Origin of the sequence: Corynebacterium sp. KPL4035 (genome assembly GCF_037908325.1) — a bacterium.
In the GTDB taxonomy this organism is placed as follows: Bacteria; Actinomycetota; Actinomycetes; order Mycobacteriales; family Mycobacteriaceae; genus Corynebacterium; species Corynebacterium kefirresidentii.
The window spans coordinates 296,269-317,656 of the sequence record NZ_JBBMGF010000001.1; the positions used below are offsets into that span (position 1 = coordinate 296,269).

Genomic DNA, 21,388 nt, shown 5'->3' on the forward strand with positions numbered 1-21,388 from the left:
GAATGACAAGTGAATATTGATCTGCAGGCACTTCGCACCATCGAATCCGAACGCAACGTCCCGGTAAAGGACTTGCTGGAAGCGATTGCGGGTGCCTTGTTGTATTCCTACCTGGATTACCGCGAGTCTAATGCTGGCGGCAAGGTAGAAGGTGCCAAGTCCCGCGTCGATATCGATACCACCACTGGTGCCGTCAGCGTCATCGTCTCGGAGCGCGACCCGGAAACTGGGGAAGTAACCACCGAATACGATGACACCCCAGAGAACTTTGGCCGCGTAGGCGCACAGGCCGTGCGCGAGGCCATCTTGCGCAAGCTGCGCGAGGCGGAGGCAGAGCGCACCTATGATTCCTACTCGGGGCTTACCGGCCGCGTGATCAGTGGCATCGTCCAGCGCGATGCCCGCGCTAATGCCCGCGGCATCGTCGTGGTCCAGTTGGGCTCTGAGCTGGAATCCCAGGACGGCATTCTACTGCCTGCCGAGCAGATTCCCGGTGAAAAGCTGGAGCACGGTGACCGCATTAAGGCCTACGTTGTCGGCGTGAATCGCAATGGTGCCCAGGTGCAGATCAACCTCTCGCGTACCCACCCTGAATTGGTGCGTGGCCTTTTCGAGTTGGAAGTTCCAGAGGTTGCCGATGAAACCGTAGAAATGATTGCCATCGCCCGCGAGGCGGGGCACCGCTCCAAGGTGGCGGTTGTGGGCCACGCGAAGGGCCTGAACGCGAAGGGCGCTTGCATCGGGCCACGCGGCCAGCGCGTCAACAACATCATGCGTCAGCTCGGCGGTGAGAAGATTGACATCATTGACTTCAGTGAGGACCCCACGGTCTATGTGGGCAATGCGCTAGCCCCCTCAAAGGTGGTTAAGGTCACCGTCGTGGACAACGAGGCGCAGGTCGCCCGTGTGGTAGTGCCGGATTACCAGCTCTCCCTGGCCATTGGTAAAGAGGGGCAAAATGCCCGACTAGCTGCTCGTTTGACCGGTTGGAAGATTGATATTCACTCGGACGCTGACGCTAATTAAGGATCTGCGCGGTTGTAGCGTAGTCTAGTAAACGGCCCAGTTGCAGAATGGGGCATAGTGGCGACGCGAAAAGTAAGGAGTTGAATGTCTGAGAGGCTAAGACTCCGGACCTGCATTGCTACTCGCCGCCGCCTGCCAGATACGGACTTGCTACGAGTGGTTATCGACCGAGATGATCCGCATGGCCGCCGTCTGGTAGCAGATCCCCACCGCCGGCTTCCCGGTCGTGGGGCGTGGATTAGCCCCACCCTTTCTGCACTCGAGCTGGCGGAGCGCAAACGTGCTTTCAAGCGCGCGCTTCGCACGTCCGCACCCGTGGACACAGGTCAGGTACGTCAATACTTGGAAGCGCAGAGCGGACAAGTAGCTAAGGCGGAAGACACCGCGTTAGATTCGTACAAACCAGAGTTACAAAGGAAGACCGAACACTGATGAGCGCACAACGATGAAGCATCAGCGATGAACGTCCAACAAACCTAACTAGGGGTCAGGCCAGTTTCCGTGGCCTTGGCTCCTAGTCGATACCAAGAGGAGACAAGTGCCCGGAAAGCTACGTGTTCACGAGCTAGCAAAGCAGCTCGGAGTAACCAGCAAGGAACTGCTCGCCACCCTGAAAGAACAGGGTGAGTTTGTAAAGACTGCTTCTTCCACCATCGAACCGCCGGTGGTTAAGAAGATGCGAGCTCATTATGAAGCACAGTCCGGTGGCGATGAGTCCGCCGAGAAGAAGCAAGACAAAAAGCCTGCCAAGGGCGCTGCTAAGAGCACTGCCAAGGCAAGTGCTCCTAAGCCAGGGGCGCAGTCCGCTGCGGCCAAGCCCGGGGCAAAGGCTGCCGCACCGAAGCCGGGCGCACAGGCTCCGAAGCCGGGGGCCAAGCCTGCCGCACCAAAACCCGGCCAGGGCGCGCCTAAGCCCGGCCAGGCTGGTGGCAAGAAGACGGGCGAGCGCCCGACCCCAGGCAATTCCATGCCTCGCCCGATGCCGAAGCCAGGCGGTACCCGCCGCGTAGCCAATAACCCGTTCTCCACGGGCGGCGGCGATAGCCGGCCGGGCCCACGTCCAGGCGGCTCTAAGGGCCCGCGTGGCGGCAATAAGCCAGATAACCGCGGCAAGCGCGGCGGTCAAAACGAGGGCGGAAATAACCGCCAGGGCGGCAATAGCCAGGGTGGCGGCGGTCGCCGTCCATCCCCAGCGATGATGCCTTCCCATCCAAACCCTGCATCGATGCCGTCTAAGGCACCGAGCGGTGGTGGACGCGGTGGCCGTGGCCGTGGTGGTCACGGAGGACCAGGCGGCGGTCGGCCAGGTGGCGGCCGTCCAGGCGGTTTCCGTGGCGGCGGACGCGGCGGACGTCGCGGTGGCACCGCAGGTGCATTTGGCCGTCCAGGTGGCGCTCCACGCAAGGGCAAGAAGTCTAAGCGTCAGAAGCGCCATGAATACGAAGAGCAGCAGAAGCATGTCGTAGGCGGCGTGCGCTTGCCAGATGGCAAGGGCAAGACCGTCCGCCTGCGTCGCGGCGCTTCCCTTTCGGACTTCGCTGAGAAGATCGGTGCGGATCCAGCAGCACTGGTGCAGGCGCTGTTTAACCTTGGCGAAATGGTGACGGCAACCGCTTCTGTATCGGAAGATACACTGCAGCTGCTCGGCTCCGAGATCAACTACAACGTCGAGGTCGTCTCCCCTGAGGATGAGGACCGCGAGCTCCTCGAGTCCTTCGACCTGCAGTTCGGTGAGGACGAAGGCGGCGAGGAAGCGCTGGAGAATCGTCCTCCAGTCGTCTCCGTCATGGGTCACGTTGACCACGGTAAGACCCGCCTGTTGGACGCCATCCGCAAGACCAACGAGGGCGCCCGCGAGGAAGGCGGCATCACCCAGGGCATTGGTGCATACCAGACCACGGTAGACGTGGACGGCGAACGCACCATTACCTTCCTGGATACCCCGGGTCACGAGGCCTTTACCGCCATGCGTGCCCGTGGTGCTAAGTCCACCGACTTGGCTATCCTCGTGGTTGCTGCCGATGACGGCGTCATGCCACAGACCGTAGAGGCCATCAACCACGCCAAGGCTGCGGATATTCCGGTAGTCGTGGCAGTCAACAAGGTGGATAAGCCGGAAGCTCAGCCGGATAAGATCCGTGGCCAGCTCACCGAATACGGCTTGGTTCCGGAGGAATACGGTGGCGACACCATGTTCGTGGACATCTCCGCGAAGCAGGGTAAGAACATCGATCAGCTGCTCGAGTCCGTCATCCTGACCGCGGATGCGGCCTTGGAGCTGACCGCTAACCCAGATATGGACGCACAGGGTGTGGCAATTGAGGCACACCTCGACCGCGGCCGTGGTCCGGTTGCTACCGTCATTGTCCAGCGCGGTACCTTGCACGTGGGCGATTCCATCGTCGTGGGCGATGCACACGGCCGTGTGCGCCGCATGCTCGATGAATTCGGCGGCGACGTCGAAGAGGCCGGTCCATCCCGCCCGGTTCAGGTCCAAGGCCTGTCTGGTGTGCCTGGCGCTGGCGATAACCTGCTCGTGGTGGAAGACGACCGCGTTGCCCGCCAGATTGCCAATCAGCGTGACGCCCGCAAGCGCTCTGCCCTGCAGGCCAAGCAGCGCAAGCGCGTCTCCTTGGAGGATCTGGACAAGGTATTGCAGGAGACTTCGACCCTCAACCTCATCCTCAAGGGCGACAATGCCGGTTCCGTCGAGGCACTGGAAGACGCCTTGCTGGATATCAAGACCGAGGACGAAGTCGAGCTCAACATCATCGACCGTGGTGTGGGCGCTGTGACCGAGACCAACGTCTCCCTGGCTGCGGCTTCCGACGCCGTTATCATTGCCTTCAACACTCGTGCGGAAGGCAAGGCGACGGAGATGGCCACCCAAGAGGGCGTGGATATTCGTTACTACACGATCATCTACAAGGCCATCGAAGAGGTCGAGGCTGCGCTTAAGGGCATGCTCAAGCCGATTTACGAGGAACGCGACACCGGTGCGGCCGAGATCCGTGCCCTGTTTAAGTCCTCCGCAGTGGGTACCATCGCCGGCTGCATGGTCACCGAGGGCAAGGTTGTCCGCAACGGCAAGGTTCGCTTGCTGCGCGATAACAACGTCATCACTGCCGACGCCAAGATTGAGTCCCTGCGTCACGAGAAGGACGACGCAACCGAGATCAAGGCCGGCTATGAGTGCGGTATGGTGCTCTCTTACCCGGATATCCAGGTAGGCGACATCATCCAGGCCTACGAAGAGGTCGAGGTTCCGCGCGACTAAATGACGCCGCCGCAAGGCCCACTTCTACACTTACCGTCTCTCCACTGAATGTGCTTCCAGCACACAGGTGGGGAGGATTGGGGAGAGTGGAAGTGGGCCTTTGCTTTAGCAGCTTGTTTATAGCGATGATTTTGCATGGCCCACTTCGTACCTGTGCAAGCGGTACGGGTTTTCATTGTCCGGTATTGCGCACTAAACTGGTGGGTTCTATACCGGTTGGCGGTAATTTTAAAGATGGATTCTTTTTGAGCTGGGAGGTTCACATGGTTGATCACGCACGCGCAGCGCGTATGGCCAAGCGCATTCAGGAAATCGTGGCAAGCGCCATCGAACGCCAGATTAAGGATCGCCGCCTTGAGTTGGTGACCATCACGGATACTCGAGTCACAGGCGACCTGCACGATGCCACCGTTTTTTATACCGTGCGCGGAAAAGACATTGACTCCGAGCCGGATTTCCAGCAAGCAGAAGAAGCTCTCAAGCGCGCTAAGGGGCAGCTGCGCAAGATTGTAGGAGATCAACTCTCCGTGCGCTTTACCCCGACGCTGACCTTCGAGGTCGATACCGTCCCAGAAGCTTCAGCTCATATGGAAGAACTATTAGCTCGTGCCCGTGCCCGCGACGAGGAGTTGGCGAAGCTGAAGGAAAACGCCCAGCCCGCAGGGGACGCAAACCCATATAAGACCTCCGATGAAGACGAGGCTTAAGTGACTAAAAAGCAATACCAGCCGGCCGTTGCTGCCCTGCAGGATGCCCACAGCATCTGCATTGTCACGCATCTGCGGCCGGACGCCGATGCTATCGGTTCTGCTGCGGCGTTGCTGCTCGCGTTGCGGCAACAGGGCAAAGACGTGTGCGCCGTCGTGGGCCAAGATCGGGAAATCTCCCGGAACTTATACACCATTCCCGGTGCCGAGGACGTCATCGTCAGCCGCGAACTGCCCGAAGGCTACGACCTTTATGTCACCGTTGATTGTGGTTCCTTGGACCGGACGGGATTTTTTGCAGACCACATTGAGCAGCTAGCCCAGCAGGGCCGGGTTCTGTGCATTGACCACCATTCTTCTAATCCAGGATTCGGTGCCATCAATGTGGTGGATACCGAATGTGAATCCACCACCGTGGTCTTGCTGAGCATTTTGGATTCTCTAGAAATTCAAGTTGACCGCCATATCGCGCACTGCCTTTATGCTGGTTTGATGACTGATACCGGCAGCTTCCGCTGGGGTAGGCCGGCAATGCATGATATTGCCACCCGCCTTATGCATTACGATCTCGATACCAAGCAGATCGCCGCTGACCTCTTGGATTCCATCACACCGGACGATCTACAGATGATTGGTAGGGTACTGGCTGGTCTGCGTATTGAGGAAGCAGGGGAGCACACCCTAGGCATCCTTGTCGCGCGAAGGGATGATATCCACGGCCACTCAGATTCGGCCGTGGAGTCACTGGTGGAATTCGTCCGTGCGCTAGAAGGAACCACCATAGGCGTGGTGTTTAAAGAGCAGGCTCCGGAGGTATGGGCGGTATCCTTGCGTTCCTCTCGGATTGATTGCTCCTCCGTTGCGCTTAACTTTGGCGGCGGCGGGCATGTTCCAGCCGCAGGGTATACCGCTCACGGAGCTCCAGAAGAAATCATTAAGGAATTGGTGGCCGCTATTCAATGAGTACAGGGCAGACGGATGGATTGAACACCCAGGATCGCTCCACCGCCGGCACAGTAACCGCACGCGAGGTCTTTGGCCTCGCGTTTCCTGCGCTTGGCGTGCTAGCGGCGATGCCGCTCTATCTTCTGTTGGATACTGCGGTGGTCGGCCGCCTTGGCGCGCAAGAGCTAGCTTCTCTGGCCGCAGCGACCACGATTCACTCCGTGGTGACTACGCAGTTGACATTTTTGTCCTACGGCACGACCGCTCGCTCTGCTCGCCTCTTTGGCTCCGGAAAACGCGAGGCTGCGGTTGCTGAGGGCGTACAAGCTACCTATGTGGCCTTGGGAGTAGGCGGGCTTCTCGCGGTTATCATGTGGATTTTCGGCGGCGTATTTGCTCGTGCTTTAACTGGTGATCCCGCCACGGCTGCCGGAACGGCGTTGTGGCTGCGCATCGCGGCACTTGCCATTCCCGTTACATTGGTGGAAATGGCTGGCAACGGGTGGATGCGCGGAGTCCAAGATACAAAGAAACCGCTGTATTTCACCTTGGCTGGCATGATTCCCGGCGCGATTGCAGTGCCCATCTTTGTCCATTTCTGGGGGCTGGCCGGCTCCGCTATAGCCACGGTACTGGGCATGAGCATTATTGCTGCGCTATTTGTCCGCGAATTACACAAGGAACATACCGGCTCTTGGCACATTCAATGGCATGTAATACGGGAGCAGTTGATTTTGGGCCGCGATCTTATTCTGCGCTCGGCTAGCTTCCAGGTGGCCTTCCTCACCGCCACGGCCGTGGTCTCCCGGGTGGGTACCGCTTCTCTGGCCGGTCACCAGATCATGATGCAGTTGTGGAACTTTATGTCCCTCATCTTGGATTCTTTGGCCATTGCCGCACAATCTTTGACGGGAGCGGCCCTAGGCGCTGGCTCTGCTAAGCATGCACGCGGTGTAGGCAGCAAGGTCGTGTTGTACTCTACGATTTTTTCGGGACTGCTGGCCGCTGTTTTCGCTGCCGGCGCGGGAATTATTCCACGCATCTTTACCTCCGCTCCGGAGGTACTCGATGCCATTGGCCAGCCGTGGTGGATCTTGGTAGCCATGGTCATTGGCGGTGGCGTAGTCTTCGCGCTCGATGGCGTACTGCTTGGCGCCGGCGATGCAGCCTTCTTGCGCACACTGACTATTTCTTCGGTTCTGGTGGGATTTTTGCCAGGCGTCATCTTGGCGCATTTTATGGGCACAGGGTTGACTGGCGTGTGGTGCGGCCTTGCTGCATTCATTGCTTTCCGTATGGTGGGCGTGGTCTACCGGTTCCGATCCATGAAATGGGCCGTAGTACAAGAGAACTAGCTGCGCTAAAGTGGGCGTATTGATATTCGCGGGTGATGCACGTCTCCGTGCAGTGCGCAGTTGTTTGGAAGGCAGGTAGAACCTATGCCAACAGTGTGGGCGGTTTCTGACCTGCATGGTGCGGTAAGCGCCAATAGTGAGCGCATTGCTCAGCTCACGCCGCCAGATCCCGCGGATTGGCTCATCGTGGCTGGAGATGTAGCAGAGCGCACCGATCTCATCATTCGTATTCTGCGCCAGCTCAAAGACCGCTATGCCAGAGTCATCTGGGTGCCTGGCAATCATGAACTTTTCTCGCGCTCACAAGAGCAATATCAAGGCCGAGACAAATACACGCACCTGGTAGATAGGTGTAGGGAAATCGGAGTTATCACTCCCGAAGACCCGTATCCGGTATTCCACGGGACTACTATCGTGCCGCTTTTTACGTTGTATGACTATAGCTTCCGTCCACATGGTCTTAGCGTGGACCAAGCTATTGCAGCGGCACGTGCAAAGCAACTGATGATGACGGATGAGTTCGCCATTGCCCCCTTTGTAGACATTCGGGCGTGGTGCTGGGATAGATTGGCCTATTCCATTAAACGTCTTTCCCGCGTGAATGGTCCTACGGTGCTGGTCAACCATTGGCCGTTGGTGCAAGAGCCGACGATGCTGTTGCGCTTTCCCGAGATTGCCTTATGGTGCGGAACGCGGCATACACGGTCGTGGCCGCGCCGCTATAGCGCCGAATCCGTAATCTATGGACACTTGCACATGCCCTCCCGCATCAATGTGGACGGCGTGGACCACATAGAGACATCGTTGGGGTATCCCCGAGAGTGGCAGGGCCGCGAGACCGCCCAGGCGTGGCCCTATCCGGTACTGCGTTTCCTTGAGAAGGAGGAGGGGACACCGTGATGTATCCAGAGCTATTTCCTGACAGTGCGCGATATTGCTATGTGCGAACGGATTCGAGCTACGCGGATTTGGCCAATTTTGAACAGCTCGCGGCCGAAGAAAAGTCACTCGTTTCCCAGGCAGTTGATGTACGCAAGGCGGAGTTCGGCGATGCGAGGTGGTGCGCGCACCGAGCCTTACAAGAATTGGGTGCTAACCCGACGACGCCGATTTTGCGCGGCGAGCGGGGCATGCCGCTATGGCCAGAAGGCTTTATCGGATCGATGACGCATACTGAGGGAATGCGGGCCGCGGTGGTTGCTCCAACCTCCGCCCTAAAATCTGTCGGCTTGGACGCAGAACCCGCCGAACCGCTGCCGGATCACGTTCTTGCCATGATTGCCCGAGCCGGGGAGATGCCGCAGCTCTTGCGGCTAAGTAAGGCGGGGATTAACTGCCCAGACCGATTGCTCTTCTGCGCCAAGGAAGCCACGTATAAGTCGTGGTTTCCCATGACCTCCCGCTGGCTCGACTTTGACCAAGCAGAAATTGATCTGCGCGAGGATGGCACGCTCATTTCCTATATTTTGGCCCGGCCCACTCCGGTGCCGTTTATCACTGGGCGCTGGGTGATTCGCGATGGCTACGTCATCGTGTCCACATCGGTTCCGGCCCTAGACTTTAGCCATTAAAGGGTAGAGGGCCGTGCGACAAACACGGTGGCTAGGCGCTTGCCCTTTTCCTTGATGAGCGCGACCGCCTGACCATTGGGAGCCACGGCAGCATGCACGCCTTTAAGCCCGCGGGGTTCGAGCCATTTGCCCATAGCTAGAGCCGCCGCCTCATCCTCGGTGACGGATAGAACCGGGAAGCAGCGAGCCAAGGCTTCGTCCAAGCTCAAGGAAAGGCGCGGGGAATCGGCAAGGTCGTCGAGCGAGAGGGCGTCGGCAAGCGTAAAAGGGCCCACCTTTGTGCGGCGCAAAGCAGTAAGGTGCCCGCCTACCTGAAGCGCCTCGCCCAAATCACGGGCCAGGGAGCGGATATAGGTGCCAGAGGAGCAATCTACCGTGACATCTAAGTCGATATAGTCGCCCTCGCGGCGCTGTGCGAGAACGTCGAATGTATCCACCGTTACCGGACGCGCGGGAATGTCTACCTCGTGGCCCTCGCGTACGAGCTCATGGGCGCGGCGGCCATTAATCTTAATGGCTGATACGGCCGCGGGCTTTTGCATGATATCGCCAGTGAGCTTGGTAATTTCAGCGTCAACTGCAGGGCGGTCAACGCCTGCAGCGCTAGCGCCCCAGGAGTATTCCCCCTCGGCGTCATCGGTGGTGGTCGCGGCGCCGAGCCGGATAGTGGCGTCGTAGGACTTAGTGGAGGCAACCATGTGGGCCAAAAACTTGGTGCCCCGCTCCAGGCCAAGGACAAGCACGCCGGTGGCCATGGGATCCAAGGTGCCGGCATGGCCCACCTTTTTGGTGTGAAAATACCTGCGTAGGCGGCCGACAACATCGTGGGAGGTCATACCGGCGGGTTTGTCTACGATGACGAGGCCGGAGTTTGCGAGCACATCAGTCATAGCCTCTAAGTCTATGCTCTACGATGGTCTGCGTGGATATTTGGTACGGAATCGATGACATCCCTGCGGAAGTAGGCCCAACGTCAGTAACAATCGGCGTCTTTGATGGCCTACATCGCGGCCATCAGCAGCTCATTTCCGCCTGTGTGGAGCACGCTCGCGCCAGTGGTGAGCGCGCTGTCATGGTAACCTTTGACCCGCACCCGGTGTCGGTATTCTTACCGGAGCGTGCCCCACTGGCGGTGCTCAGCTTTGAGCGCCGGCTGGAATTGGCCGAGGAGCTAGGCATTGAAGCCGTGCTTGTCATCGACTTCACCAAAGACCTAGCCGGCGTGGAGCCGCGGCCCTACGTGGAAGAATTATTGGTGGGAAAGCTCAATGCGCAGCACATAGTGGTGGGGGAGAACTTTACCTTTGGCGCGGGTGCCACCGGAACCGCCCGGGCCATGCAAGATTTTGGTGCCGAGTTTGGCTTTAGCGTGGATATCGTCCCGTTGCTGGATGATGCGGGCGTGCGTATTTGTTCTACCCATATTCGCGAGTGTCTTGCAAACGGGGACATTGAATCCGCTAATTGGGCGCTCGGCCGCCATTTCACCGTGACCGGGCCCGTGGTACGCGGCGCGGGTCGGGGAGGAAAGGAACTGGGATTTCCTACGGCCAATCAGTACTTCCCGGATACGGTGGCCATCCCGGCCGATGGCGTTTATGCAGGGTGGTTTATTGTCTACTCTGACGCTTCCATAGACGGCGACATGCGCCCTGGCGTGGCCTACGCGGCTGCTATTTCCGTGGGCACCAACCCCACTTTTGGTGACGAGGAGCGCTCCATCGAGTCCTTCGTGCTCGACCGCGATGCGGATCTGTATGGATATGAGGCCACGGTGCATTTCGTCGGTCACCTTCGCGATATGGTGAAGTTCAATTCCGTGGATGAGCTGCTAGAGGCCATGGCCAATGACGTAGCCAAGGCCCGCCAGGTGCTTGCCGCCGATGCTAAGGCACAAGGCTGGACCGCCAAAGACTATTTCCTACGGGAGAAATAAATGAAGGCCATTCTCGATCTCGATACCGGCATTGATGATGCCTTGGCGCTGGCGTATGCCATAGCCCATCCAGACTTGGAACTAATCGGTGTGACCTGTACGTACGGCAACGTGACTGTGCCCTTGGCCGTGCGCAATACACTTGCCCTCCTGGAGCTGCTGGGCAAAGGTGATATTCCGGTTTTTGCCGGCCCCAGCCCGGATGGCTTTCGGCCGAGCGATATTTCCTCCTTTATCCATGGCCGCAACGGCGTAGGCGAGGTCCTCCTGCCGCCGGCAACCGGGCAGGTCCAGTCTCAACCCGCGGCAGATTTCCTCATCCAAGCAGTCCACGAGCATGGCGCTGATTTGGTCATCATTCCTACCGGTCCTTCCACCACTATTGCGGCCGCAATGCGCCAAGACCCCAGTTTTGCCGCGAACGCGCACCTGGTGATGATGGGCGGGGCGCTCACAGTACCTGGAAATGTCACGCCGTGGTCTGAGGCTAATATTTCCCAGGATCCGGAGGCTACCGATTACCTATTCCGCCATGCCGGCGATATCACCATGGTGGGCCTGGATGTCACTTTGCGCACGTTGTTGACTGCGGAGGAATCCGCTCGTTGGCGCGCTTCAGGTACCCGTGCCGGCCGTATCTTTGCGGACATGGTCGATTATTATATTGGTGCCTATGCCACTACGTCGCCGTATTTGGGCGGTTGCGGCCTGCACGATCCACTGGCCGTGGCGGTGGCGGCAGATGCCTCGCTTGTCGACGTCCTTTCGATAAACCTCAAGACCGATACCACCGGCCCTACCCGCGGTCGGACAATCGCAGACGAAACGCGGCTTTCGACACCGGCAACCGCGAAAGTAGCTGTGGGTGTAGATAGCGAGCGCTTTGTGCGGGAGTTTGTAGAACTACTGGAAACCCTCTTTAGCGAGCTCTAGCAGGCCAGACTTAAGGGCCAGGGAGTTTTGATTTTCTGTGTCCGAACGCTGTAAGGTGTTTCCTTGGCTTAGCGACTGCGGTTCACAGCAGTTGCGGCACGTACAAGTCCCGCGCACCGCGCAGGCTTATGCGTCACGATAATGTGGACTGAAATAAAGGAGAAATACTCATGGCTTTGACCACTGAGAAGAAGGCTGAAATCCTCAAGGAGTACGGCCTGCACGAAACCGATACCGGTTCCCCTGAGGCACAGGTTGCCCTGCTGACCTCCCGCATCAATACCTTGACCGAGCACCTGAAGTTCCACAAGCACGATCACCACTCCCGTCGTGGTCTGCTGCTGATGGTTGGTCGCCGTCGTGGCCTGCTGAAGTACCTGGCTGAGAACAACGTCGATCGCTACCGTGATCTGATCTCTCGCTTGGGCCTGCGTCGTTAATTTCGGCTCAGCTTTGGCCCTCTCGCCCCGCCCTTAGGCGGGGCTTTTGTGGTTTTTCTGTTAGAATTTGACAGCGTTGTCGTAGACAAAATTAACCAGGCGGCACCGACGATCGCCTAAACCACTCAAGGAGACATTTTTTAATGAGCGTTCAGAACTCCGTCGAGTTCAACATTGACGAGGACTTCGGCATTACCGAAGCCATTGCCACGCTAGACAATGGTGACTTTGGTACCCGCACGTTGCGCTTTGAAACCGGCCAGCTAGCCCGCCAGGCAGACGGCTCCGTGACCACCTACTTGGACGATGACACCATGTTGTTGGCCACCACCACCGCTTCTAACCAGCCGCGCGAGGGATTCGACTTCTTCCCCTTGACCGTTGACGTAGAAGAACGAATGTACGCCGCTGGCAAGATTCCGGGCTCCTTCTTCCGCCGAGAGGGACGCCCTTCTTCTGAGGCAATCCTGGCCTGCCGTCTCATCGACCGCCCGCTGCGCCCGACCTTTGTCAAGGGCCTGCGCAATGAGGTCCAGGTTGTCGTCACCGTCATGTCCCAGGATCCGGAAGAGTACTACGACGTCGTTGCCATCAACGGTGCTTCCGCCGCTACCCAGCTGTCTGGCTTGCCCGTCTCTGGTGCTGTAGGCGGCGTCCGCATGGCTCTTATCGCCGACGATAAGCACCCGGAAGGCCAGTGGGTGGCTTTCCCGAACCACGAGCAGCACGAGCGCGCGCTCTTTGAGATGGTTGTTGCCGGCCGCATGGTTAAGAAGGGCCGCAAGGACGACGTGGCCATCATGATGGTCGAGGCTGGTGCCGGCACCAACGTTGCAGAGCGCATTGCTGAAGGCGCTCCTGCGCCGCAGGAAGCAACCGTTGCTGAAGGCTTGGAAGCAGCAAAGCCATTCATTAAGACCTTGTGCGAAGCCCAGAACGGTCTCGCGGAGCGTGCCGCCAAGGAAACCCAGGAGTTCCCACTCTTCCCGGCATACGGCGATGATGTCTTCGCGGCAGTGGAAAAGGCTGCTAGCAAGAAGCTAGAGAAGCTGCTGACCATTCCGGGCAAGCAGGAACGTGACGACGCCACCAATGAATACATGGAGCAGGTCGAAGAAAAGCTCTTGGACCAGTTCGAGGACTTGGAAGAGGCCGATGCGTCTAAGCAGATTCGCGGCGCTTATAACGCTTTGATGAAGCAGATCGTGCGCCAGAAGATCCTCTCTGAGGGCTTCCGCATTGATGGCCGCGGCGTTACCGATATCCGTGACCTTTCCGTCGAGGTGGATTTGGTGCCACGCGCGCACGGTTCCTCCCTATTTGAGCGCGGAGAAACTCAGATTTTGGGCGTTACCACCCTAGACATGCTCAAGATGGAGCAGCAGATTGATTCCCTGACCCCAGTGGAATCCAAGCGCTATATGCACCACTACAATTTCCCGCCATACTCCACCGGTGAAACCGGCCGTGTAGGTTCCCCGAAGCGCCGCGAGATTGGTCACGGTGCACTAGCCGAGCGCGCCCTGCTTCCGGTCATCCCCTCCCGCGAGGACTTCCCGTACGCCATCCGCCAAGTCTCTGAGGCCTTGGGCTCCAATGGCTCGACCTCTATGGGCTCTGTGTGTGCCTCCACCTTGTCCCTCTACAACGCCGGTGTTCCGCTCAAGGCACCCGTAGCCGGCATCGCAATGGGCTTGGTTTCCGGTGAGGTCAACGGTAAGGAGAAGTTTGTCGCCCTGACCGATATCCTCGGTGCCGAGGACGCCTTTGGCGATATGGACTTCAAGGTCGCAGGTACTTCCGAGTACATCACCGCCCTGCAGCTAGACACCAAGCTGGATGGTATCCCGTCTAAGGTCTTGGCTCAGGCATTGGAGCAGGCTCGTGATGCCCGCTCTACCATCCTGGAAACCATGGCTGAGGTCATCGATACGCCGGATGAGATGTCTGGCCTCGCCCCGAAGATCACCTCTGTGAAGATCCCGGTCAATAAGATTGGTGAGCTCATTGGGCCAAAGGGCAAGACCATCAACCAGATCACCGAGGAGACCGGCGCAGATGTCTCCATCGAAGATGACGGAACCGTCTATGTTTCCGCTGCTACCGGTGAAGCCGCAGATGCTGCCATCGAAAAGGTCAATTCCATTGCTAACCCGCAGCTGCCGAAGGTAGGAGAGCGCTTCCTAGGCACCGTGGTAAAGACCGTTCCGTTCGGCGCATTCGTTTCCCTGACCCCGGGTCGCGACGGTCTGATTCACATTTCCAACCTGGGTGGCGATGAGCGCATCGAAAAGGTGGAAGACGTCATCAACGTTGGCGATAAGGTTCAGGTAGAAATCGCTGACATCGATAACCGCGGCAAGATTTCCCTGGTTCCGGTTGAGGATTAATCCTCAAGCCTAAAAGGCCCTGAGCTCCAGTTCACCCACTGGAAGTCAGGGCCTTTCTTGATTTTTGCGTACCCCGAGCGGTGATGTCAGAACTTTAATTCTGGAAATCAATCACCACGCGCGATGGCTCTTGCAGAAAAGTCACCGAGTAGGGAGTCTTTTTCTTAAGGCCGATAATGAGCTGGGTTTGTGCCTCAAATGTGGTGGCGTAGTTGATTTCGCTCACCACCCCGGCACCCGGAGTAGTGCCTGGGGACATGTATTTTTCCTTGAGCTCAGGGGTTGAAGGCCATGGCGTTCCCTCAATGCCTAGGTTTAGAAAGGTAGTGCCCTGAACCTCAACTGGCTTGCCGGATGCCTGTTGGGCGGGGGCATCAGTATAGGAGGTAAACCACCCCGGTTCACCTTCGCCCTCCAAGTCGATAACAACGCGCGTAAACCCATCATGAGCTCCCACTCGCACACCCGTGGGGATGAGGTTTCCAAGTCCTTCCGGCATATGCTGTTGGTCCTCGAGCGAGGCTGTGCCCATGCCCGCAAACGCAACTGGGGACGCGACTTGTGGGATTGATTGCTGGCCAGCATCCGCCGCTGAGGTACTTTGCGGGGCGGAAGTAGTAGGTGGGGTGGTGCTGGCTGCGGCCTCAGCCGTGTCGACAGTTGACTGAACCTCGCTAAGCGCCGGTGAGCTTTGCTGCGTGGAGTCCTCTGCGGAACAAGCGGCAAGCGCTAATGCGCAACCTGCGCTGGTGGCTAGGGCGAGAGTGCGAGAGAAAATTGAACGAGACAAGTTCATCACTTCCTTGGTGCTTACCGTGCTATAAGCCCCATCCTACTGAGGCTGATGAGGCAGGGGATAGAAAGTGATCCAATTGTTAAACGGCCTAAGAGGCGCGTTGCGGAAGCGGGAAGTAGGCCTACTTCTTTAACTGCACGAGCTGAATAAGGTTTCCCACGGTGTCATCAAAAGCGGCAATGATGGAGGGGCCAACATCGGTGGGCTCCATGGTAAAGTGCACGCCCTTGTCGCTGAGCTCCTTGTATTCGCTTTCAATGTCCGTGGAGAGAAATTGGGTGACCGGAATTCCATCGGCCTTTAGCGCCGCGGCATAGTCTTTTGCTGCGGGGTGGCCTTTCGGCTCGAGAAGTAGCTCGGTGTCTCCCTCGCCATCAGCATTGGTGACGGTAAGCCACCGGAAATCGCCGTGGGTAACGTCATCCTTAACGCGGAATCCTAGCGTGTTGACATAGAAATCGTGAGCGCGTGCAACGTCATCTACGGGAACGGAAGCGATATATATCTGCATGCAGGCCATCCTAGTGATGAAGCTCGGGCACCGTTTAGGAGAACACGTTCTTTGCAGCAGGCGAGGAATTGCGCAGCTATCATGCGCGTTAGGATGGGGAGAAAAGTATTAACGATGTGGCTGAAATAAGGAGAACACACCATGGCTATCAAGGTTGGCGTACTAGGTGCTCACGGGCGCGTGGGTCAAGCAATCGTCGAAGGTGTAAACGCAGAAGATGATCTAGAGCTGGTGGCAGAAATCAACCGCGGTGATGATTTGCAGCAGCTTGTCGACGCCCACGCGGAGGTCATCGTGGACTTTACTCAGCCGGACTCCGTCATGGGAAATCTGGAATTCTGCATTGCCCAAGGCATTCACTGTGTGGTGGGGACCACTGGCTTTGATAAGGAACGCTTGGGGCAGGTAGAGGAGTGGACTAAGCAAGACGGTGCTGGCAATGTCCTGATTGCGCCGAATTTTGCCATCTCCGCTGTGCTCACCATGGTGTTGGCAAAGCAGGCCGCTAAGTTCTTTGAAACTGCAGAGGTCATTGAATTCCACCACCCGACAAAGCTGGATGCGCCGTCCGGTACCGCCATCCATACCGCTGAAGGGATTGCAGCAGCTCGCAAGGAGGCAGGCTTAGGCGAGATGCCGGATGCCACGGAAAAGCAACTGGACGGTGCACGCGGAGCCAATGTTGACGGCATTCCGGTACACGCGGTACGCACTCGCGGCATGGTCGCACACGAAGAGGTTATTTTCGGTGCCCAAGGTCAGTCTCTGACTATTCGCCAAGATTCTTATGACCGTGCGTCATTTACCCCGGGCGTACTGGTGGGCGTGCGCCAGATTGCGCAACACCCAGGTTTGGTCGTCGGCCTAGATAAGTACTTGGGGCTTTAAGCTATGGCTAAAGCAAGTGAGCTAGACATTCAGCTCATTGCCGCAACGCAATTTCACGCCCCGCGCACTGTGGACTGGACCGCGGATGATTCGGCCTCAGATGGGGAAGCACTAGTCGAGTTTGCTGGAAGAGCGTGCTACGAGTCTTTTGACAAACCAAATCCCCGCACGGCAACGAATGAAGCCTATCTGCACCACATCATGGAGGTAGGTCATACCGCATTGCTTGAGCATGCCACAGCAACGATGTACATCACGGGGCTGTCGCGTTCGGCGAGCCATGAGCTTGTACGCCACCGGCACTTTTCCTTCTCGCAGCTTTCCCAGCGCTTTGTCCACCCAGATGAAACTGAAGTGGTTTTGCCTAAATTGGTGGCCGAAGACGAGCAGCTTAGCCGGTTGGTCATGCAGGCTGTAGATGAAACTCGCTTTGTCTATGACGAGCTGCTTAGCGCGCTCGAAGAGAAACTGGATGAGCCTAATGCACTCCTGCGTAAAAAGCAGGCTCGCCAGGCGGCCCGTGCCGTGCTTCCCAACGCAACAGAAACCCGCATCGTTGTCACCGGCAATTATCGCGCGTGGCGGCATTTTATCGGTGCACGTGCCGCGGAACAGGCCGATGAAGAGCTGCGCCACGTCGCGGTAGAGTGCTTGAAGTTGCTGCAGAGCAAGGCGCCGGTGCTCTTTAACGACTTCAATATCACCACGTTGGCTGATGGCACCCAGATGGCGGCAAGCCCCTACGCCTAACACGCGCGAGACCCCGATGCGGCTAATTGTTAGCCAAAAGGGTAATCTTGACGCCTATGAGCACAGGTATGACAGCAAAGACTGGCGTCGACACCTTCGGACGCATCGGCGTCGCCATGGTTACCCCGTTTGACCGTGACGGTGCGCTGGACGTTGCAGCAGGTCGTCGCCTAGCGGCTCATCTCGTAGACAATGGCGTTGATTCGCTCATCCTAGGTGGAACCACGGGCGAATCACCGACCACGTCGGTTGAAGAGAAGCTGGAGCTGCTCAAAGCCGTAAAGGAAGAAGTCGGAGACCGCGCAAAGCTATGCGCCGGTGCCGGAACGAATGACACCGCAGCTTCCATCAAGCTGGCCAAGGCCACCGCGGATGCGGGGGCAGATAGCCTATTGGTGGTGACTCCGTACTACTCGAAGCCCTCCCAAAAGGGTGTTTATGAGCACTTCGCCGCAGTCGCGCAAGCCACGGATCTACCAATCTGTGTCTATGACATTCCTGGCCGCTCGGGCATCCCAGTGGCGCCGGATACCCTCCGCCGCCTTGCGGATTTGCCGAATATTCAAGCCGTGAAGGACGCCAAGGGCGACCTTCCTGCGGCCGCAGAACTGATCCAAGAAACCGGCCTGGCCTGGTATTCCGGTGATGATCCGATTAACCTGCCGTGGCTTTCCCTCGGCGCTTCTGGTTTCATCTCCGTCATCGGCCATGTTGTGCCGCGTGCCTTGGTAGAACTTTATGAAGCTTTCGACGCGGGCGATATGGCCCGCGCCCGAGAAATCAATACCACAACGCTCCTTCCGCTTACCCGGGCACAAGCACGGTTGGGCGGAGCGACGTTTGCAAAGGAAGCCCTGCGCCTGCAGGGCATCGAAGTTGGCGATACCCGTCTTCCTGTTACCGCTGCGAGCGAGGAGGAACGCGAGGTACTTCGCCGTGATCTGGAACAATCTGGAGCCCTTTAAGAATGAATGAACCCCGTAACCGTTCCCGCAAGGTGACCCGCAAGGCGGGCCCACCGGCGGAAAACGAAACCGCCTCCAACGAGGCGGCTTCGCCAGTTTTCCAAGCCCCAGCTACTGATGCTGGCAATTCCGCACAGGATAAGCCGGCTAAGGGCGATAAGGACAACTCTGGCAAAAAGAATTCTTCCGATAACCACCATGATGGCGGCGGTAACAACCGCCGCTCCCGTTCCCGTGGTAGCCGCGGCCGTGGCCGTGGTGGTAACGGCAACGGCAATAACCATGGTGGAAATAATAACCATGGCGGCAACAACAAAAATGGCAACGGTAAGGGCCGCGGCCGCAATAACCGTGGTCGCCGCAACGTGCCCAAGTCGATGCAGGGTGCGGATCTAACCAAGCGTTTGCCAGAGCCACCAAAGCAGCCGAAGGATGCACTTCGCATTTATGCTTTGGGCGGAATCTCGGAGATCGGCCGCAATATGACCGTCTTCGAGTATGGTGATGACCTCCTCATCATTGACTGCGGTGTGCTCTTCCCGTCTTCCGGTGAGCCGGGCGTGGATCTTATCCTGCCTGACTTTGGCCCCATTGAGAAGAAGATCCACAAGGTCAAGGCCCTCGTCGTTACTCACGCGCACGAGGATCACATCGGAGCTATTCCGTGGCTGCTGAAGCTGCGCCCGGATATCCCTATTGTTGCTTCTCGCTTCACCATCGCGCTCATTGCCGCGAAGTGTAAGGAACATCGTCAGAAGCCGAAGTTCGTCGAGGTTAATGAAAAATCCGACGTGACTTATGGACCATTCCGGGTTCGCTTCTGGGCAGTTAACCACTCCGTACCGGACGCCTTGGGCATCATGTTGGGAACCCCAGCGGGCAATATCATCCATACCGGTGATATCAAGCTGGATCAGACCCCACTGGATAATCGTCCAACCGATCTGCCAGCCCTGTCTCGTTACGGTGATGAGGGCGTCGACCTCATGCTGTGTGATTCCACCAATGCCACCGTGCCTGGTGTATCTGCATCTGAGGGTGATATCCCCGCCAACTTTAAGCGTCTCGTTGCCGGCGCGAAGCAGCGCGTTATCTTGGCTTCCTTCGCATCCAACGTCTACCGCGTGCAGGCTGCTATCGACGCTGCCGTGGCAAATGGCCGCAAGGTGGCTTTCAACGGCCGTTCGATGATGCGCAACATGGAAATCGCGGAAAAGATGGGCTTTTTGAAGGTCCCTCGCGGCACCATTATCCCCATTGATGAGGCTGCCAAGATGGCTCCGCACAAGACCATGCTCATTACCACCGGTACGCAGGGTGAGCCAATGGCCGCTCTATCGCGCATGGCTCGTCGCGAGCACCGCCAAATTACCGTACGTGATGGCGATACCATCATCTTCTCCTCCTCGCTTATCCCGGGCAATGAGGAAGCGGTCTACGGCGTGATTAATATGCTGTCTCAGATTGGTGCCAACGTCATTACTAACCAAGACGTCAAGGTGCACGCCTCGGGCCACGGTTATGCCGGTGAGCTGCTATTCCTGTACAACGCAGCGCGCCCGCGCAACGCTATGCCGGTGCACGGCGAGTGGCGCCACCTACGTGCCAATAAGGAACTGGCCATTTCCACCGGTGTGGACCGCGATCGTACGGTGCTGGCGCAAAACGGCGTCGTCGTGGATTTGCGCAAGGGCCGCGCCGAGGTCGTAGGCCAGATGCAGGTGGGCAACCTCTACGTCGATGGTGTGTCCATGGGCGATGTGGATGCCGATACCTTGGCCGACCGCACCAACCTGGGAACTGGTGGCGTGGTATCTATCACGTGCGTGATTGATAACCGCACCTCGCGCCTATTGGAGCACCCAACGGTATCTACCACAGGCTTTTCCGATGATGACCGCGGCATCGTGCCGGAGGTCGCAGAAATGGTAGAAAACACCATGAATGATCTCGCCGCCGAGGGCGAGAACGATACCTACCGCATGGTGCAGAAACTGCGCCGCAAGGTATCTAAACTTATGGATTCGAAGTACAAGCGCGAGCCGGTCATTCTGCCGACCATCGTGCCGACCAACTCCGGCCCATTGGTTACCGATGATGAAGACGTAGATGCTTCTCGTGAGTCCCTGTAAATAGCAGGGTTCTTCGTATAAAGGCAGACGCAGCCCCAGCATGCCAGCTAGCTCGGTATGCTGGGGCCTATGTCGTTTTGTTCTGCTGAGCGCGCCAAAATGGTCGCGCTATTTCATAAGCTTGGTCCTGATGCCCCTACTTTGTGCGAGGGTTGGACTACCCGTGACCTAGCCGTACATCTGTGGGTGCGGGAAAATCGCCCCGATGCAGCCGCTGGAATTTTTGTCAAGGCATTGTCCGGCCACCTAGAAAAGGAATCGCGCAAGGTTTCCGAACGCGACTTTGATGAGCTCGTTGATGACTGGGGGAGGGGACCGGCTACCTATAACCCCGTTCGTTTCGTGGATGCACAGCAAAACTTTGTAGAGCATTTTGTTCACCACGAGGACATTCGCCGGGCTAATGGCATGGGTCCGCGAGATTTCTCGGCACGAATCAAACAGCAGATGCATAGCTACCTGAAGCTCTTAGCTAAGGTGGCCCTGCGAAACTCGACTCGCCCGGTCATTATGCAGCCCGAAGGATTACCGCGCATTGTCGCCGCAGATAAGCACGGCGTAGCAGATAAGGGAGATGCCGTAGTCCGAGTATCGGGGGAGGTAGGCGAACTGATTCTGTGGTCCTTCGGACGTGACGCTGCCGAAGTCACGCTCGAGGGAGATGCCAAACCCGCCGTACGGTCAACTCTCTAGCCTTGAATTAGTACTATTATCGCAATCGTCGTGCGCCGTTGGGGGTGTGACTTTAGATTATGACCCTAGGCCT

20 protein-coding genes are annotated in these 21,388 nt (G+C 57.9%); 17 read left to right on the top strand and 3 right to left on the bottom strand.

Annotated elements, in window-relative coordinates:
• Nucleotides 1-9 precede the first annotated feature (9 nt).
• From nusA to WMP96_RS01430, 8 genes are all read left to right on the top strand, one after another.
• The gene (gene nusA, locus WMP96_RS01395) at nt 10-1,026 is read left to right on the top strand and encodes a transcription termination factor NusA (RefSeq protein ID WP_239204211.1); all 1,017 of its coding nucleotides are present in this window, start codon (nt 10-12) and stop codon (nt 1,024-1,026) included.
• An 84-nt stretch (nt 1,027-1,110) separates the two neighbouring features.
• Nucleotides 1,111-1,458 (top strand): YlxR family protein, encoded by a 348-nt coding sequence (locus tag WMP96_RS01400; protein WP_239204209.1) that lies wholly within the window; start codon nt 1,111-1,113, stop codon nt 1,456-1,458.
• Between the two features lie 106 nt (nt 1,459-1,564).
• Complete coding sequence (gene infB, locus WMP96_RS01405; RefSeq protein WP_340431959.1) at nt 1,565-4,303, top strand: translation initiation factor IF-2; 2,739 nt, start codon at nt 1,565-1,567, stop codon at nt 4,301-4,303.
• Nucleotides 4,304-4,566: 263 nt separating this feature from the next.
• Nucleotides 4,567-5,010 (top strand): 30S ribosome-binding factor RbfA, encoded by a 444-nt coding sequence (rbfA, locus tag WMP96_RS01410; RefSeq protein ID WP_023021335.1) that lies wholly within the window; start codon nt 4,567-4,569, stop codon nt 5,008-5,010.
• Nucleotides 5,011-5,973: a DHH family phosphoesterase gene (locus WMP96_RS01415; RefSeq protein ID WP_239204205.1), complete on the top strand. Its 963-nt coding sequence runs from the start codon at nt 5,011-5,013 to the stop codon at nt 5,971-5,973.
• Nucleotides 5,970-7,310 (top strand): MATE family efflux transporter, encoded by a 1,341-nt coding sequence (locus tag WMP96_RS01420; protein ID WP_023021337.1) that lies wholly within the window; start codon nt 5,970-5,972, stop codon nt 7,308-7,310. Before WMP96_RS01415 ends, WMP96_RS01420 begins: the two co-directional genes overlap by 4 nt.
• Before the next feature lie 84 nt (nt 7,311-7,394).
• Complete coding sequence (locus tag WMP96_RS01425; RefSeq protein ID WP_301715659.1) at nt 7,395-8,210, top strand: metallophosphoesterase family protein; 816 nt, start codon at nt 7,395-7,397, stop codon at nt 8,208-8,210.
• Entirely contained in the window at nt 8,207-8,881 is a 675-nt protein-coding gene (locus WMP96_RS01430; protein ID WP_301715660.1) for a 4'-phosphopantetheinyl transferase family protein, read from the top strand. The genes WMP96_RS01425 and WMP96_RS01430 overlap by 4 nt, the downstream gene beginning before the upstream one ends.
• Here the strand turns inward: WMP96_RS01430 and truB are convergent.
• Complete coding sequence (truB, locus tag WMP96_RS01435) at nt 8,878-9,771, bottom strand: tRNA pseudouridine(55) synthase TruB (protein ID WP_301715661.1); 894 nt, start codon at nt 9,769-9,771, stop codon at nt 8,878-8,880. The two genes, WMP96_RS01430 and truB, sit on opposite strands and share 4 nt — an antisense overlap.
• 23 nt (nt 9,772-9,794) lie before the next feature.
• On the opposite strand from truB, the gene WMP96_RS01440 reads away from it, so the two are divergent.
• From WMP96_RS01440 to WMP96_RS01455, 4 genes are all read left to right on the top strand, one after another.
• Nucleotides 9,795-10,817: a bifunctional riboflavin kinase/FAD synthetase gene (locus WMP96_RS01440; protein WP_284835407.1), complete on the top strand. Its 1,023-nt coding sequence runs from the start codon at nt 9,795-9,797 to the stop codon at nt 10,815-10,817.
• Nucleotides 10,818-11,750: a nucleoside hydrolase gene (locus WMP96_RS01445; RefSeq protein ID WP_301715662.1), complete on the top strand. Its 933-nt coding sequence runs from the start codon at nt 10,818-10,820 to the stop codon at nt 11,748-11,750.
• A 170-nt stretch (nt 11,751-11,920) separates the two neighbouring features.
• Complete coding sequence (gene rpsO / locus WMP96_RS01450) at nt 11,921-12,190, top strand: 30S ribosomal protein S15 (RefSeq protein WP_005278802.1); 270 nt, start codon at nt 11,921-11,923, stop codon at nt 12,188-12,190.
• A 143-nt stretch (nt 12,191-12,333) separates the two neighbouring features.
• On the top strand, nt 12,334-14,580 hold the full coding sequence (locus tag WMP96_RS01455; RefSeq protein WP_301715663.1) for a polyribonucleotide nucleotidyltransferase: 2,247 nt from the start codon (nt 12,334-12,336) through the stop codon (nt 14,578-14,580).
• A gap of 94 nt (nt 14,581-14,674) precedes the next feature.
• Here WMP96_RS01455 and WMP96_RS01460 read toward each other — a convergent pair whose 3' ends face one another.
• Nucleotides 14,675-15,370: an AMIN-like domain-containing (lipo)protein gene (locus WMP96_RS01460; protein ID WP_436406949.1), complete on the bottom strand. Its 696-nt coding sequence runs from the start codon at nt 15,368-15,370 to the stop codon at nt 14,675-14,677.
• Between the two features lie 127 nt (nt 15,371-15,497).
• On the bottom strand, nt 15,498-15,887 hold the full coding sequence (locus WMP96_RS01465; protein ID WP_239204191.1) for a VOC family protein: 390 nt from the start codon (nt 15,885-15,887) through the stop codon (nt 15,498-15,500).
• A gap of 141 nt (nt 15,888-16,028) precedes the next feature.
• On the opposite strand from WMP96_RS01465, the gene dapB reads away from it, so the two are divergent.
• From dapB to WMP96_RS01490, 5 genes are read left to right on the top strand one after another with little or no spacing between them, the layout of a single operon-like run.
• Nucleotides 16,029-16,775: a 4-hydroxy-tetrahydrodipicolinate reductase gene (gene dapB, locus WMP96_RS01470; RefSeq protein WP_301715664.1), complete on the top strand. Its 747-nt coding sequence runs from the start codon at nt 16,029-16,031 to the stop codon at nt 16,773-16,775.
• Between the two features lie 3 nt (nt 16,776-16,778).
• Nucleotides 16,779-17,525 carry an FAD-dependent thymidylate synthase gene (thyX, locus tag WMP96_RS01475; RefSeq protein WP_049361193.1) on the top strand — a complete coding sequence of 249 codons (747 nt, stop codon included), beginning with the start codon at nt 16,779-16,781 and terminating at the stop codon, nt 17,523-17,525.
• 56 nt (nt 17,526-17,581) lie between these two features.
• Nucleotides 17,582-18,490: a 4-hydroxy-tetrahydrodipicolinate synthase gene (gene dapA / locus WMP96_RS01480; RefSeq protein ID WP_301715665.1), complete on the top strand. Its 909-nt coding sequence runs from the start codon at nt 17,582-17,584 to the stop codon at nt 18,488-18,490.
• Nucleotides 18,491-18,492: 2 nt separating this feature from the next.
• Nucleotides 18,493-20,622: a ribonuclease J gene (locus WMP96_RS01485; RefSeq protein ID WP_023021349.1), complete on the top strand. Its 2,130-nt coding sequence runs from the start codon at nt 18,493-18,495 to the stop codon at nt 20,620-20,622.
• A gap of 57 nt (nt 20,623-20,679) precedes the next feature.
• The gene (locus WMP96_RS01490; RefSeq protein ID WP_239204185.1) at nt 20,680-21,315 is read left to right on the top strand and encodes a TIGR03085 family metal-binding protein; all 636 of its coding nucleotides are present in this window, start codon (nt 20,680-20,682) and stop codon (nt 21,313-21,315) included.
• The last annotated feature ends 73 nt before the right edge of the window (nt 21,316-21,388 follow it).

Bases quoted from the DNA above. Each gene is read 5' to 3' on its own strand.
- WMP96_RS01400 (WP_239204209.1), top strand. From the start codon at position 1,111: ATGTCTGAGAGGCTAAGACTCCGGACCTGCATTGCTACTCGCCGCCGC.
- rbfA (WP_023021335.1), top strand. From the start codon at position 4,567: ATGGTTGATCACGCACGCGCAGCGCGTATGGCCAAGCGCATTCAGGAA.
- WMP96_RS01420 (WP_023021337.1), top strand. From the start codon at position 5,970: ATGAGTACAGGGCAGACGGATGGATTGAACACCCAGGATCGCTCCACC.
- WMP96_RS01425 (WP_301715659.1), top strand. From the start codon at position 7,395: ATGCCAACAGTGTGGGCGGTTTCTGACCTGCATGGTGCGGTAAGCGCC.
- truB (WP_301715661.1), bottom strand. From the start codon at position 9,771: ATGACTGATGTGCTCGCAAACTCCGGCCTCGTCATCGTAGACAAACCC.
- WMP96_RS01440 (WP_284835407.1), top strand. From the start codon at position 9,795: ATGGTCTGCGTGGATATTTGGTACGGAATCGATGACATCCCTGCGGAA.
- WMP96_RS01445 (WP_301715662.1), top strand. From the start codon at position 10,818: ATGAAGGCCATTCTCGATCTCGATACCGGCATTGATGATGCCTTGGCG.
- rpsO (WP_005278802.1), top strand. From the start codon at position 11,921: ATGGCTTTGACCACTGAGAAGAAGGCTGAAATCCTCAAGGAGTACGGC.
- WMP96_RS01455 (WP_301715663.1), top strand. From the start codon at position 12,334: ATGAGCGTTCAGAACTCCGTCGAGTTCAACATTGACGAGGACTTCGGC.
- WMP96_RS01465 (WP_239204191.1), bottom strand. From the start codon at position 15,887: ATGCAGATATATATCGCTTCCGTTCCCGTAGATGACGTTGCACGCGCT.
- dapB (WP_301715664.1), top strand. From the start codon at position 16,029: ATGGCTATCAAGGTTGGCGTACTAGGTGCTCACGGGCGCGTGGGTCAA.
- thyX (WP_049361193.1), top strand. From the start codon at position 16,779: ATGGCTAAAGCAAGTGAGCTAGACATTCAGCTCATTGCCGCAACGCAA.
- dapA (WP_301715665.1), top strand. From the start codon at position 17,582: ATGAGCACAGGTATGACAGCAAAGACTGGCGTCGACACCTTCGGACGC.
- WMP96_RS01485 (WP_023021349.1), top strand. From the start codon at position 18,493: ATGAATGAACCCCGTAACCGTTCCCGCAAGGTGACCCGCAAGGCGGGC.
- WMP96_RS01490 (WP_239204185.1), top strand. From the start codon at position 20,680: ATGCTGGGGCCTATGTCGTTTTGTTCTGCTGAGCGCGCCAAAATGGTC.